The sequence below is a fragment of the Arthrobacter sp. ISL-69 genome (genome assembly GCF_018613775.1).
Taxonomy (GTDB): Bacteria; Actinomycetota; Actinomycetes; order Actinomycetales; family Micrococcaceae; genus Arthrobacter.
Map to the genome: position 1 here is coordinate 67,857 of NZ_JAGGPO010000018.1, position 12,906 is coordinate 80,762.

Annotated in this window: 13 protein-coding genes and 1 tRNA gene; 7 read left to right on the forward strand and 7 right to left on the reverse strand. The window is 65.1% G+C overall.

Annotated elements, in window-relative coordinates:
• Positions 1-171 precede the first annotated feature (171 nt).
• Positions 172-1,749: an amino acid permease gene (locus J7I79_RS12515; RefSeq protein ID WP_214953610.1), complete on the forward strand. Its 1,578-nt coding sequence runs from the start codon at positions 172-174 to the stop codon at positions 1,747-1,749.
• Between the two features lie 67 nt (positions 1,750-1,816).
• Positions 1,817-2,422, forward strand: coding sequence for a TetR/AcrR family transcriptional regulator (locus J7I79_RS12520; protein WP_214953612.1), 606 nt, complete (start codon positions 1,817-1,819; stop codon positions 2,420-2,422).
• A 67-nt stretch (positions 2,423-2,489) separates the two neighbouring features.
• On the opposite strand, the gene J7I79_RS12525 is transcribed toward J7I79_RS12520, so the two are convergent.
• The 4 genes from J7I79_RS12525 to J7I79_RS12540 form a co-directional block, all read right to left on the reverse strand.
• Positions 2,490-3,125 carry a DUF2461 domain-containing protein gene (locus J7I79_RS12525; protein WP_214953614.1) on the reverse strand — a complete coding sequence of 212 codons (636 nt, stop codon included), beginning with the start codon at positions 3,123-3,125 and terminating at the stop codon, positions 2,490-2,492.
• A gap of 163 nt (positions 3,126-3,288) precedes the next feature.
• Positions 3,289-4,788 (reverse strand): catalase, encoded by a 1,500-nt coding sequence (locus J7I79_RS12530; RefSeq protein WP_214953616.1) that lies wholly within the window; start codon positions 4,786-4,788, stop codon positions 3,289-3,291.
• 27 nt (positions 4,789-4,815) lie between these two features.
• Positions 4,816-5,283 carry a Fur family transcriptional regulator gene (locus J7I79_RS12535; protein WP_104171941.1) on the reverse strand — a complete coding sequence of 156 codons (468 nt, stop codon included), beginning with the start codon at positions 5,281-5,283 and terminating at the stop codon, positions 4,816-4,818.
• 30 nt (positions 5,284-5,313) lie between these two features.
• Complete coding sequence (locus J7I79_RS12540; RefSeq protein WP_214953618.1) at positions 5,314-6,108, reverse strand: hypothetical protein; 795 nt, start codon at positions 6,106-6,108, stop codon at positions 5,314-5,316.
• Between the two features lie 141 nt (positions 6,109-6,249).
• On the opposite strand from J7I79_RS12540, the gene J7I79_RS12545 reads away from it, so the two are divergent.
• Positions 6,250-7,521 (forward strand): MFS transporter, encoded by a 1,272-nt coding sequence (locus J7I79_RS12545; RefSeq protein WP_214953621.1) that lies wholly within the window; start codon positions 6,250-6,252, stop codon positions 7,519-7,521.
• Between the two features lie 51 nt (positions 7,522-7,572).
• Positions 7,573-8,442 (forward strand): zinc metalloprotease HtpX, encoded by an 870-nt coding sequence (gene htpX, locus J7I79_RS12550; RefSeq protein ID WP_214953623.1) that lies wholly within the window; start codon positions 7,573-7,575, stop codon positions 8,440-8,442.
• A 159-nt stretch (positions 8,443-8,601) separates the two neighbouring features.
• On the opposite strand, the gene J7I79_RS12555 is transcribed toward htpX, so the two are convergent.
• Positions 8,602-9,093: a YajQ family cyclic di-GMP-binding protein gene (locus tag J7I79_RS12555; RefSeq protein ID WP_104171945.1), complete on the reverse strand. Its 492-nt coding sequence runs from the start codon at positions 9,091-9,093 to the stop codon at positions 8,602-8,604.
• Between the two features lie 223 nt (positions 9,094-9,316).
• On the opposite strand from J7I79_RS12555, the gene J7I79_RS12560 reads away from it, so the two are divergent.
• A complete protein-coding gene (locus J7I79_RS12560) occupies positions 9,317-9,571 on the forward strand; it encodes a hypothetical protein (RefSeq protein ID WP_104171946.1) in 255 nt (84 codons plus the stop codon).
• A 159-nt stretch (positions 9,572-9,730) separates the two neighbouring features.
• Positions 9,731-9,812 (forward strand) — tRNA-Tyr (locus J7I79_RS12565).
• Between the two features lie 131 nt (positions 9,813-9,943).
• Here J7I79_RS12565 and J7I79_RS12570 read toward each other — a convergent pair.
• Together J7I79_RS12570 and J7I79_RS12575 are read right to left on the reverse strand one after the other, a co-directional pair.
• Positions 9,944-10,882, reverse strand: coding sequence for a LysM domain-containing protein (locus J7I79_RS12570; protein ID WP_214953624.1), 939 nt, complete (start codon positions 10,880-10,882; stop codon positions 9,944-9,946).
• A 617-nt stretch (positions 10,883-11,499) separates the two neighbouring features.
• Entirely contained in the window at positions 11,500-12,243 is a 744-nt protein-coding gene (locus tag J7I79_RS12575; protein ID WP_214953626.1) for a potassium channel family protein, read from the reverse strand.
• Between the two features lie 60 nt (positions 12,244-12,303).
• On the opposite strand from J7I79_RS12575, the gene J7I79_RS12580 reads away from it, so the two are divergent.
• Positions 12,304-12,849, forward strand: a complete 546-nt coding sequence (locus J7I79_RS12580) for a thioesterase family protein (RefSeq protein WP_214953628.1) — start codon at positions 12,304-12,306, stop codon at positions 12,847-12,849.
• Positions 12,850-12,906: the final 57 nt, after the last annotated feature.

Sequence of the window (12,906 nt, forward strand, 5' to 3'; positions counted from 1 at the left end):
CCTCGCGAGAGGGGCCTCAAGTGTTCGTTCGCGCCAAAACTCGACCCCGCTATGATCTTCAGGCTGGGCATGCGGCGTCTCACTATCCGGGATAAATATGACCGTCCACTGGATGGACACTACTCTTGATAAGTCTGTTTCCAACAAGCTATCGAGATTGTGGACTTTCCTATGAACCTTTTCCGGACAAAATCCATTGAGCAGTCGATTGCCGACGCCGATGAACCCGGACGCAAACTGAAGCGTTCCCTGAGCACGTGGGACCTGATGATCATGGGTGTCGCCGTTGCTGTCGGCGCCGGGATCTTCTCCGTCGGAGCCAAGGCCGCCGCGAACTTCGCCGGCCCCGCTGTGACGCTTTCCTTCGCCATCGCTGCAGTCACCTGCGCCCTGGCCATCATGTGCTACGCCGAATTTGCCACGGCCATCCCGGTGGCCGGTTCCGCCTACGTCTTCACCTACGCCACTATGGGCGAGCTGCTGGCCTGGATCATCGGCTGGAACCTCATCCTTGAGCTGTTCACCGCCGGAGCCGTGATCGCCAAGTACTGGGGGATCTACCTCAGCAAGGTCTTCGCGCTGATGGGAGTGGACATTCCGCCCGCCATCTCGCTCGGCGGAATCGACCTCTACTGGGGCGCCTTCCTGATCGTGGCCGTATTCACCGTGCTGCTGGTGCTGGGAACGAAGCTCTCCGCCCGCGTAGGCAATATCTTCACCCTCATCAAGATCGCCGTGGTCCTGTTCGTCATCGTGGTGGGCTTCAGCTACGTGAAGTTCGAGAATTACGCACCGTTCGTTCCCGCCTCCGAGCCCACCGCCGCCTCAGGTGGTGCCGACGTGCTCAAGCAGTCCTTCTTCGGATTCCTGACCGGAGCCGTGCCGGCTCAGTACGGCACGCTGGGCATCTTCGCCGGCGCGGCGCTGGTCTTCTTCGCCTTCATCGGATTCGACGTCGTGGCTACCTCGGCCGAAGAGGTCAAGAACCCGCAGAAAACCCTGCCGCGCGGCATCTTCGGCGGCCTGGCGATCGTCACGGTCCTCTACATCCTGGTCTCGCTCGCCCTGACCGGCATGGTGTCCTACACGCAGCTGGCGGAGGCCGAGAACCCCACCCTCACCACCGCCTTCGAAGCCGTGGGGAACACCGACGCCGCCAAGGTCATCGCCTTCGGCTCCCTGGTGGGCCTCACCACGGTGATCATGGTGCTGCTCATGGGACTGTCCCGGGTGGTCCTGGCCATGAGCCGCGACGGCCTGCTGCCGCGCTCGCTGTCCAAGACCAGCACTATCCGTGCGACGCCGGTCCGCCTCCAGATCATCTGCGGTGCAGGGGTCGCCGTCGTGGCAGGCCTCACCAACGTGGACCTGCTGGAGGAAATGATCAACATCGGCACGCTCTCCGCGTTCGTGATGGTCAGCCTCGGCATCCTGGTCCTGCGGAGGAAGCGCCCGGACCTCAAGCCGGCCTTCCGCGTCCCGTTCGGCAAGGTGCTCCCGGTGGTATCGGCGCTCCTGTGCCTCTACCTGATGACGAACCTCGCAGTGGAGACCTGGATCTTCTTCGCCATCTGGCTGGTCATCGGCGTGGCCATCTACTTCTCCTACGGCCAGCGCCATTCCCGGCTCAACGAGAAGTTCGCCGAAGCCAAGGCCGCCGTCAATGGCGCCCCGCAAGCTGTGCAGGACGCAGTACAGGACAAGGGCGCTGCGGACGACGAGGACGAGGGCGCGCTCACCCGCAGCTGACCCCCGCTCCAGTCCGCACGCCGCTGCGTCGGAATCCGCCCTGGCCATGACTCCATAAGATGGAGCCATGGCCAGAGCAGTTAAACCGGAGCGCAAGGCGGAGCTGTTGTCCGCCATTCAGGACTACCTGATGGACAAGACCCTGGCCGAACTCACGTTCCGGAGCCTGGCGGACGGCTTGGGCATCAGCTCCTACGTGCTGGTCTACCACTTCGGCAACCGGGAGCAACTGGTCAACGAGATCATCCGCTCCATCGAATCCCGGCTGGACAGCATGCGCACCACGGACGTGCGCGACATCGACCAGGAGGCCTGGCGGTCCTACCTGATGGAGTCCTGGCGCTGGACGATGGCCCAGCGGAACCGCCACCTGGCAAGGCTTGAGTTTGAGGCCACGGCACAGGACATCGTGGCGGCCTCGCCCCGCGGAACAGCCCAGGACCACTTCCGCATGCTCCACGAAAAAGCCCGCGACTGGCTGGTGGTGCAGGGCATCCGCCCGGAGTTCGCGGACACCGACGCCCGCCTCTTCACGTCCACGTTCTACGGCCTCCAGTTCGATTTTGTGGTGATGAACCAGCCCGAGGAAGCGACGAAGGCCTTCGAACTGATGGTGACCGTCTTCTTCTCGAACCTTGAGCACCGCCTGGCCACGGACGGCCAGCACTTCTGACGCCGTCACCCACCGCGGCCCGTACGGCACGCTGCCTTGCGGTGAAGCTGTCTACGGTGCAGCTGCCTTAGGGCGAAGCGTGGCGGCCCATCCACTCGACGAGCGGCCGCAACTGTTCCCAGAGCCCGCCAACCTCCTCCGCGGCGCCCGGCGTGGAGAGCCAGCCGGGTTCGCCCAGCTCCCTGCCGGCGGACAGCGACTTGTATTTGAGGAGCTCCGCCCGGGGATGCTCGCGGGGGAAGCCCCGCGGGACGGTCTTGAGCCGTTCACCCTCAACGGTGAATCCGGCATGGGTCAGCCGATGGACAATTTTCTCCAGGGATTCCCCGGTCCCGGTGGCATCCACCGAGTTCCGGAAGCGGGCAAGCTGGGCGGGCGAGATCGAATGGCAGCCGGCGGCCACCAGGAGGCCGTCGGCACTCAGCTGCACGTAGTACCCCACGCCCTCCTGGAAGGACGCGACCGCACCCTGGGCTGTCTTGTAGGGGGACTTGTCCTGGGAGAAACGGATGTCCCGGTTGGGCCGGAAGATCTTCGCGGGGCCAAACCTGGGCTCCAGCTCGGCAAGCAGGGCAGCCAGCGGTTCCCGGACCAGCGTCTCGTAGCGGGCCTTGTGTTCCAGCCACCAGTCCCGGTTGTTGTTCTGCTCAAGGTCCGCATAGAAGCCGGAGGCACCGGCGGGGATGCCGTCGAATGTGTTCATGTAGGGAGCCTAGGGCCGCCCTGCCGCGCAGGCCAGAGGCTTCGCACCGTATGTGGAAAGCGCCCGGAACGCAGAACACCCCGCCGCGGAAAATCCGCGGCGGGGTGTTCATATCAAAGGCAGTCAGGCACCGTTCAGGAGCGAGCCTTAGCTAATGAGCGAATCAGAGCTTGTTGGCTGCCTCGGCGTCTGATGCCGTCTGGCCTGCGCCGAGGTTGGCGCGCAGCTTGGCGCCGAGGTCGGCGTCGACGTTGGTCCAGTATTGGATGGCGCGTTCCTTGATCCCCGGGCTCTTCACGCCGCCCACTGCACCGGTGATGGTGTCCAGCAGGCGGGCCTTGGCGCCGTCGTCGAACACTTCGCGGTACAGCGTGCCGGCCTGGCCGAAGTCGCCGTCCTCGGCGTGCAGGGAGTGCGCGGAGAGCGTCAGCTCGCCGTCGTTCTCCCAGCCGCCTGCCGGGTCCTGCGGCTCAACAGCAGCGGGGCCGCCAACCGAGTTGGGGGCGTAGACCGGAACGGACGGGGCGTTGAAGTGGTAACGCCCGGCGCCGTCCTGGCTGTAGTTGTTGACCTGGTTCTTGGGCTGGTTCACCGGGATCTGGGCGTGGTTGGTGCCCACGCGGTAGCGGTGAGCGTCAGCGTAGGAGAAGATGCGGGCCTGCAGCATCTTGTCCGGGGACGCGGCGATGCCCGGAACGAAGTTCGACGGCGCGAAGGTGGCCTGCTCGATCTGCGCGAAGTAGTTCTCCGGGTTCCGGTTCAGCTCCATGGTGCCCACCTTGATCAGCGGGTAGTCAGCCTTCGGCCACACCTTGGTGAGGTCGAACGGGTTGAAGCGGTAGGTCTTGGCATCCTCGTACGGCATGACCTGGACGTGCAGGTCCCAGGACGGAAAGTTGCCGGCAGCGATGTTTTCCTGCAGGTCGCGGATGTAGAAGTCCGCGTCCGAACCGGCCAGCTCTTCAGCCTGGTCACCGCTGATGGTCTTGACGCCCTGATTGGACTTGAAGTGGTACTTGACCCAGAAGCGCTCGCCCTCGGCGTTGATCCACTGGTACGTGTGCGAGCCGTAGCCCTGCATTTCGCGCCAGGAAGCCGGCAGGCCGCGGTCGCCCATGAGCCAGGTGACCTGGTGTGCGGACTCGGGGGAGAGGGTCCAGAAGTCCCACTGCATGTCAGCGTCGCGCAGGTGGGTGCCCGGGAGGCGCTTCTGGGAGTGGATGAAGTCCGGGAACTTGATGCCGTCGCGGATGAAGAAGACGGGGGTGTTGTTGCCCACGAGGTCGTAGTTGCCCTCGGAGGTGTAGAACTTCACGGCGAAACCGCGGGGGTCGCGCCAGGTGTCCGGGGAGCCGTTCTCGCCGGCGACCGAGGAGAAGCGGATCAGCATTTCGGTCTCGACACCCGGCTGCAGGAAAGCGGCCTTGGTGTACTTGGAGATGTCCTCGCTGGTGGTGAACTTGCCGAACGCTCCGCCGCCCTTGGCGTGCACGACGCGCTCCGGGACACGCTCGCGGTTGAACTGTGCGAGCTTTTCGATCAGGTAATGGTCGGTCAGGATGATGGCGCCGTCAGCGCCGACAGCCTTCGAGTGAGCGTCGGAAGTGACGGGAGCACCGGACTGCGTGGTGGACACAGCGGGCGCAGAGATGTTCTGAGTCATCTTTCTCCTTCTGGTTGGGTTTCTTGCTTAGTTTCGTTCGGCGGGTAGCTTTTGGGTGCGCTGACAGTCCTGGCAGATGCCCTGGTACATGACGTCAGCGATCTGGATGGTCATCGGCTTGGCGTCCGGGTCCCAGTGCGGGGTGAGACAGGGGGCGTGGCCAACCGCGCAGTCCACGTCCTCCACCCGTCCGCAGCTGATGCACACGGCGTGGTGGTGGTTATCGCCCACCCGTGTCTCGTACAGCGCTGGGGAATGGGGAGGTTCGAACCGGCGCAGCATCTGGAGGTCCGTGAGGTCGCCAAGGACCACGTAGACGGACTGCGCGGTCAGTTCGGGGAGTTCCTCACGCGCGGCGGCAAGTATGCTTTCGGCCGGCGAGTGCGGGTGGTGTTCGACGGCGGTGAGAACCGCCAGCCGCTGCTTGGTCACCCGGCGGCCGTGGGCGCGCAGGGCAGCTGCCCATGCGTCCTGGCCGGCCTCGTGAACTGTCATAGCACCATTGAAGCACTTATTATGACTGAATCACAATAAGGCTAGGCTAATCTCCGGAGAACGCAGCACCCTTTCAAACGGGTTGACGGCCTCGCCGGCGGAGCGGCCCAGCGCGTGCAGTTCCAGCCGCCCGCCCGTAACGGCAGTGTCCGGCACCATGCAGCTGAGGCCCGCGACGCCCTGCCGCAGCGCCAGGGCTTCCAATGCCGCGGCCAGGGCAAGGAGTTCCTGCGGGGTGACGTCCTGCACGGACCCGATGCTCCGCTCCGGCGCCAGGACCGTGTGGTGCGTCCCGGCAGGGGTCGACGGCGGCCAGGTGCGGATGGCGGGCAGCGGCACCGCTCCTTTCGGGCCGTCGCGGCGGGGGCCGGTGCCGTCAGCTGAGCTGGGCCGGGCGGCAGTTGCCGCCGCCAGCAACGCGGTGCGCAGCCCGACGTCGTGCTTGTCCAGATCCTGATCCGGCACCGGCCTGCGGCGCTGCGCAGGCAAGGCGAGCTGTTCGGCAGGGGTGACCGGTTCGCCGTCCCAGCGGCCGAACAGGTGGAACGTGGGGGTGGATGACTCCGCGGCCGGTTCGCCGATCGAGGCACCGAGCGCATGCCAGCGGTGCGCAAAAAGCAGAGTGCAAGTGTCCGCCCCCAGGACGTCGGCCAGTGCCGTGCGGGCAGCGTTGTGGCACAGCAGCCAGTCGGCGGCCGACCGGTGGTCGAGGGCCGTCGCGGGATTGCTGAGGCGGATCATCAGGTGGCCGGAAGTCAGCGGCGTGCGCGGCCGGGTGACTTCCCATACCGCAGAGCCGAAAAGCAGCCTTCTGGACAACTCCATGCGCACTCCGTTCGCTGTTGTGTTTCCCCGCCCGAGACTATCAAGGTCAGCGCCACTATTCGGGGCCCTGCCGGGGTCACTGCCGGGGTGCCGGTGGCGGGATGGCCCGGTTCCGTCAGTGCCCGCGGCTAGAGTTGCCCGGTGGGTAAATTGCTGGCTGACATCACTCCGTTGCGCGAGAGTCCGGACTTCCGCCGGCTGTGGCTCGGATCAGCCGTCTCCAACCTCGGCAGCCAGCTCACCCTGGTGGCGGTCAGCCTGGAGGTGTACCGGCTGACGCAGGACAGCCTCTACGTCGGGCTGCTGAGTATTTTCGCGCTGGTTCCCCTGGTGCTGGGCGGCCTGCTGGGCGGGTCCATCGCCGATGCCCACGACCGCCGCAGGGTGGCGCTCCTGGCCACCACCGTGCTGTGGCTGACCACGGCCGCGCTGGCACTGCAGGCCTGGCTGGAGGTGGGGAACGTGTGGCTGCTGTACGTGCTGGTTGCCGTGCAGAGCGGCGCGCAGGCCATCAACCAGCCGGCCCGGAGCGCCATCATCCCCATGCTGGTCCGCAAGGAGCTGCTCCCCGCGGCCAACGCCCTGAGCATGATCAGCTTCGGCCTGGCCATGACTGCCGGTCCGCTCCTGGCCGGCGTGCTGGTGGCGTGGGTGGGGTTCGGCTGGACGTACACGCTGGACGTGGCGAGCTTCGTGTTTGCCTTCTGGGCCCTGCTGAAGCTTCCGCCGATGCCGCCGGGGAAGGAAGCCCACCGCGCGGGGCTGCGTTCGGTGGTGGAGGGGTTCCGGTTCCTAGGCACGCGCCCGAACCTCCGCATGACATTCGTGATCGACCTCGTGGCCATGATCTTCGCGCAGCCCCGGGCCCTGATGCCGGCCATCGGTGCGGTGATGATCGGCGGCGGCGAGGCCACGGTGGGCATCCTCCTGGCATCCACTGCAATCGGCGCCTTCCTGGCCGGCCTGTTCTCCGGACCCCTGGGCGGCGTCCGCCGGCAAGGAAGTGCCGTGGTGTGGTCCGTCATGGGCTGGGGCGCGTCCATTGCCGGTTTCGGGCTGGTGGTGGTCCTGGCGGGGCGCTCCGGCGCCGCCGGCGTAACGCTGTGGCTGCTGCCCGCCGCGCTGTGCTGTGCACTGGCCGGCATCTCCGATTCCGTGAGCGCCGTTTTCCGCACCACCATCCTCCAGGCGGCCACGCCCGACCACCTTCGCGGGCGGCTCCAGGGCGTGTTTGTAGTGGTGGTTGCGGGCGGTCCGAGGATAGGGGACATGCTGGCCGGCGGCGGCACTAAACTTTTGAGTGAAGGTTGGGTTTTGCTGCTGGGCGGCCTCCTGTGCATCGCTGTGGCATGGGCGCTGGCACGCTGGCAGTCGGGTTTTTTGAAGTACGACGCGCGGAATCCCGTTCCGTAGGGACCGCCCCGCAGTCATTTCATGAGGGCAGGAACTTCGCGAGGAGGCACAGTGCATAATCACCACAACGGGCTCAAGACCGCGGCGCTGTTCGGGGTGCTCTGGGCCGTGCTCCTGGGGCTCGGTGCCGTGATCGGCAGCAGCACGCGCAGCGCCACCCCCATCTGGATCATGGCTCTGGTGGGCGTGGGCACCACGGCTTACGGGTACTGGAACAGCGACAAGATCGCGCTCCGGTCCATGCAGGCCTACCCCGTCACCGAGGAGCAGGCCCCGCAGCTCTACCAGACTGTCCGGGAGCTCTCGGCCCGGGCCAACCAGCCCATGCCCCGGATCTACGTCTCGCCCACGCCCGCGCCGAACGCCTTTGCCACCGGCAGGAACCCGCAGAACGCCGCCGTCTGCTGCACCGAAGGCATCCTGCGGCTGCTGTCCGTCCGTGAACTGCGCGGCGTGCTCGGCCATGAGCTCATGCACGTCTACAACCGGGACATCCTCACCTCATCCGTGGCCGCGGCGGTAGCCGGCGTGATCACCTCGGTGGGGCAGATGCTGCTGTTCTTCGGCGGCGGCGACCGGCGCAATGCGAACCCGCTCGCGATGATCGCCATGGCACTGCTGGCCCCGCTCGCGGCGACCGTGATCCAGTCGGCCATCTCCCGGACCAGGGAGTACGACGCCGACGAGGACGGTTCCGAGCTCACCGGCGATCCGCTGGCGCTCGCCTCAGCCCTGCGCAAGATCCACCAGGGCGTGCAGATGGTGCCGCTGCCTCAGGACCAGAAGCTGGTGAACGCGTCGCACCTGATGATCGCCAACCCGTTCCGCGGCGGCGGGCTGAGCAAAATGTTCTCCACGCACCCGCCGATGCAGGACCGCATCGAACGGCTGGAACTGATGGCGGGCCACCCGCACAGCTGAGCGCCGCCGTCGTACTTTCTTCCGTGGTGAGGCGCATCGTGCTTTTCGACGCGCAAAGTGCCCTTCGACGCGAAAAGAGGCCGGCGCGGCCCGTATACGGGTGTCGCCGGCCTCTTGGTGTAGCGTCAGGTTTTTTTCGCGTCGAAAACGACGGCGGGGCTAGCTGCGGAAGTTCACGAACTGCAGGTCGGCCTCGTCGAAGCCCTTAAGCAGGTTCATGGTCTCCTGGAGGTCGTCGCGTGACTTGGACGTCACGCGCAGTTCGTCGCCCTGGATCTGGGACTTGACGGACTTCGGGGCCTCGTCGCGGATCAGCTTGTTGATCTTCTTGGCGAGGTCCTGGGCGATGCCCTCCTTGATGGAGGTCTCCAACCGGTATTCCTTGCCGGACGCGTAGGGCTCGCCCGTGTCGAGGGACTTCAGGGAAATCCCGCGGCGGATGAGCTTGGACTGCAGCACGTCCAGGACGGCGAGCACGCGCTCTTCGGAGTTCGCCTTCATCAGGATCTTCTCACCGCTGAAATCGACCTCGGCGCCGACGCCCTTGAAGTCATACCGCTGGGCCAGTTCCTTCTGCGCCTGGTTCAGCGCATTGGCAACTTCCTGCTTGTCTACCTTGCTGACGACGTCGAATGTGGATTCGCCTGCCATAACTGTCCTCCTGCTGATCGTCCCGATACCCCTTGAAGGGCGGTGTTGTCTGCATTCCAGCCTAGTACGGATGGCGTCCAAGTGAAGGCCGCGTCCCGAACAACGTTCGAAGTGGAACCGTTCCGGGCGATTCACAGTTTCCTCATAGCGAACGCAGGGCGGGAACGAAGCCTTGGCCCCCAGAGTTGAAGGTGTTGGAAGAGTTGCCCCGGAAGGAAAGCACATGCACCAGAAGGCCGTCCGTTATGTCACCCGCTCAACTGCAGCCGCAGCCGCAACAATCGCCACGGCGGCGACCTCCGTGGCAGCGGCCGCGGTGGCCGCGTCCATCATCCTTAGCCCCGTGGCAGACGCCTCTTCCCGAATGGACGGTGTGCACTCGGACCTGATGCGGGCAGTGCAGCTGAACCAGATCACGGAGGAGCAAGCCGCCAAGTTCGAGGCGAAACTGGCCGGACGCATTCTCGGTGAAGCCTGATTTCCGCGGAATTCCGGGGGCTTCGGGGCCTCTTGAGGCTCGATTCGATTCTTCGGCAGAAGTTCTGTAAAGTTGTCTTGCCCGCGGTTGCTGGAAGCGGAACGGATGGAAACAGCCGTTCTGAACATGGAAGCCGCGAGTGATCTTCTTTTGAAGTTCGGCAGATTACCCGAGCGGCCAAAGGGGGCTGACTGTAAATCAGCTGGCAACGCCTACGGGGGTTCGAATCCCTCATCTGCCACCCTTGGAAAAGTCTCCGGAACCACCAGGTTCCGGAGACTTTTCTGTTTCCGCTACGTTTTCGCGTCCCGGCCCGAGCTTGTCCGCGGTCCCTAGCCTTCAAGGCTCGGAACCGCGGACAAGCCTAGGAAATCAGTTGAGGCCTATCACCAGCATCTGGTTGGTCCCCGGGATGCAGGTCTGCAGGATCACCCGCGGAAAACCTCCGAAAACCGCTGAGACATTGTTCGTTGTACCGGGGTTGGGCACCTGGCCCCGCCCGGTGACCGTGTAGGTTCCGTAGCCGGGAATGCTGACCGTTTCGCCGACGCCGATCCCCGAGAACCGTGCCCACCCGCCGCAGAAGTCGTGTTCCGTGATGAACAGCGCGTACGCATCAGTCGGGGTGAAGTGAATCGGGCCGATACAGGCGTCCACCATCCCCTGGCCACCGGCGCCCGCGACGTAGATTGTCCGGACCGCGGGGGCCGGAGCAGGAGCAGGAGCGGGGGCTGGTGCCGGAGCCTGTGCCGGTGCCGGTGCCGCTGCCGCGGCCGGGGCGGCAATGGCGGGGCCTGTCAGCTTCAGGACCTGGCCCGGCACGATCGGCGAGTACAAGCCCAGCCCGTTGGCCGCCAGCATGGCGTTCATGTCGACGCCAAAGCGGGCAGCGATCGCCCCCACCGTGTCCCCGGCAACCACCGTGTACGTGTTGGATGCCTCGGGTGCCGGGGCGGGGACCGGTTCTGGGGCCGGTTCGGGTGCCTGCACGGCGGGCGCCGGTTCGGCAGCCGGTGCTTGCTGTGGCGCGGCTTCCGGAACGGCAGCAACAGCCGCCTCCGGCGTGTTGGCACCGGCCGTGGCAGAGGCGTCTGCGGAGTTGGCGGCCGCAGGCACCGCAGGCGTCACGGCCTGGGCTTCGCTGACCTGGGACGTCTGCGCGGCGCCGGAGAAGCTTATGGCGGTCACGGCAATCGCCGTCACCACGGCTCCTGCGGCCAGCATGATCCTCAGCCTGGTATTTGTGCCGCGGCCTTTTGCAAGTGTGGGGACAGGTGATCTGTCCTCCTGGTTAAGCTCGTTTTGATCCATCGGTTCCCCCCAAGAGTCAATGCCCTTGGGGGTCAACAGGACAGCAGGCCCCAGGGCGGTGGTGCGCCGGCCCCGGGCCGCACAAAGGGCAGCCCGATGCGTAAAGGCGCATGAAGTGAGCTGCCGAATTGACGAAGAATTGCGGAAGCCCGAATGATTAGACCCATGCCCACCTCTGTGGCCATGTGAAATTCCGGAATGCTGCTTGCCCTAGGAATATCGAGTCTATGAATGGGGAGTATTTGCCGCACGAGTGGGCATTACCCGAATCTTCACGCATAACACCCGCACATTGGCGGGACATACCCAATGCCGTTTTTTGTTCGACGGCGGGGACACTCGCTTGCGGATGGAGTGGTACTTGGCCTGGGGTGAGTACGCGGCCCGCGCATGTCGAGCCGCGAGGACGATGAGCGGCAGGACACGTGCGCATTGCGAATGCTGGTTAATTAGTTCTTTTACCTGGACAATTCTCGCTTTTTGGAAGAATGGCGCAAAACAAAATAATTCAGTCATCTGGATTTATTCAATGCCATTAGACAGCAAAAGATAGCCGCCCGGATGTAAAGCCCGGGCGGCTATCTTTTTGATTGAATGCGGTCGGTTGGCGGGCGGTTCTACAGCTCGCGCTCGCTGCGCAGTTCCGCCAATTCCCGGCGCAGGGCGGCAACCTCCACCAGCAGCTCCCGGACCTCGGTGCGGACCGGAACTTCAGCCGCTTCCACGGCCGCTTCGGTGTTCTCTTCCACCCGTTGCACCAGCCACGATGCGATGGACGCGGTGACCACACCCAGCACCGCGATACCGCTCATCATCAAAGCCGCTGCGACCATCCGGCCGATCGGCGTGACCGGAAAGAGGTCGCCGTACCCCACCGTGGTGATGGTGGTGATGGTGGTGATGGCCCACCAGGCGGCGTCACCGAAGGTGAGGATTTTGGCGTCGGGGGCGTTTTGTTCGACGTCCAGGACGGCAAGTGCGCCCACGAAGACCAGCAGGACCGCGGAGCCGGCCACGTAGGTGACCACGCGGCCGCGGAGGGTTTCACCCACGGTGCGGTGCAGCACGGAGATCAGCGTCACCAGCCGGAGCAGCCGCAGCGGGCGGAAGAACGGGAGGGCAACGATCAGCAGCTCGTGCAGGTTGAGGATGAACCAGTGCTTCCTGTTCTCCGCGAGCCACAGGTTGGCGGCATAGTCGGCGGCGAAGATTGCCCAGGTGATCCACATGATCCCTTCCAGGACGTCGGCCTGCCGCCCTTCGATGTGGCCGATCACCTGCCAGGCATAGGCTGCCAGGAACACCAGGGCTGTCCCCATCAGCGGCCACTCGGCTATGTCCCTGTAGCGTTGCTGTGTCATGGGGGAAATCCTACGGGGCTGCCTCTTGGCCCCGATGTTACTCATGGGTAACATGGTTGCATGCACCTGCTTTTGCGAACCCTCCTGCTCCTGTTCACTTCCTCGCGCCGGCCGCCCCTGAGCATCTGGGACACATCCTCCCTGCCGCTTCGCGTCCTGCCCACGGACATAGACATCGCCATGCACGTCAACAACGGGATGTACTTCTCGCTGATGGATCTGGGCCGGTTTGACCTGATGGCACGTAGCGGGACCTGGCAAAAGATGCGCCGGCGGGGCTGGACGCCCGTGGCCGCAGGGGAGACCATCGCCTTCCGCAAGTCCCTGCAGCTGTGGCAGCAGTACACCATCGAATCGCGGATCATCGGCCTGGACACCAAGGCCATCTACTTCGAGCAGCGCATGGTGGCGGACGGGGAAATCTATGCACGGGCGCACATCGCCACCCGTCTTGTCAGTAAGGGGAGGCCCGTCAGCCAGGAGGAGATCTTCGCTGAATTCGGTGAGCCCCCGGCCGGGTTGGAACTGCCGGAGTGGATCCACGAGTGGCGCGAAACCAATGCACTGCCCGGAGCCCGCCGTCCCGCGCCGAACCTCTGGCACTGAGACGCTGCGTCGCCGCTGAAACCGCGCCTGCCGCCTACACGCCCGCCGCCGCGGCAC

What these genes read in the sequence shown, in the direction of transcription:
- J7I79_RS12515 (WP_214953610.1), top strand. Translation starts at nt 172, where the DNA reads ATGAACCTTTTCCGGACAAAATCCATTGAGCAGTCGATTGCCGACGCC.
- J7I79_RS12520 (WP_214953612.1), top strand. Translation starts at nt 1,817, where the DNA reads ATGGCCAGAGCAGTTAAACCGGAGCGCAAGGCGGAGCTGTTGTCCGCC.
- J7I79_RS12525 (WP_214953614.1), bottom strand. Translation starts at nt 3,125, where the DNA reads ATGAACACATTCGACGGCATCCCCGCCGGTGCCTCCGGCTTCTATGCG.
- J7I79_RS12530 (WP_214953616.1), bottom strand. Translation starts at nt 4,788, where the DNA reads ATGACTCAGAACATCTCTGCGCCCGCTGTGTCCACCACGCAGTCCGGT.
- J7I79_RS12535 (WP_104171941.1), bottom strand. Translation starts at nt 5,283, where the DNA reads ATGACAGTTCACGAGGCCGGCCAGGACGCATGGGCAGCTGCCCTGCGC.
- J7I79_RS12540 (WP_214953618.1), bottom strand. Translation starts at nt 6,108, where the DNA reads ATGGAGTTGTCCAGAAGGCTGCTTTTCGGCTCTGCGGTATGGGAAGTC.
- J7I79_RS12555 (WP_104171945.1), bottom strand. Translation starts at nt 9,093, where the DNA reads ATGGCAGGCGAATCCACATTCGACGTCGTCAGCAAGGTAGACAAGCAG.
- J7I79_RS12560 (WP_104171946.1), top strand. Translation starts at nt 9,317, where the DNA reads ATGCACCAGAAGGCCGTCCGTTATGTCACCCGCTCAACTGCAGCCGCA.
- J7I79_RS12570 (WP_214953624.1), bottom strand. Translation starts at nt 10,882, where the DNA reads ATGGATCAAAACGAGCTTAACCAGGAGGACAGATCACCTGTCCCCACA.
- J7I79_RS12575 (WP_214953626.1), bottom strand. Translation starts at nt 12,243, where the DNA reads ATGACACAGCAACGCTACAGGGACATAGCCGAGTGGCCGCTGATGGGG.
- J7I79_RS12580 (WP_214953628.1), top strand. Translation starts at nt 12,304, where the DNA reads ATGCACCTGCTTTTGCGAACCCTCCTGCTCCTGTTCACTTCCTCGCGC.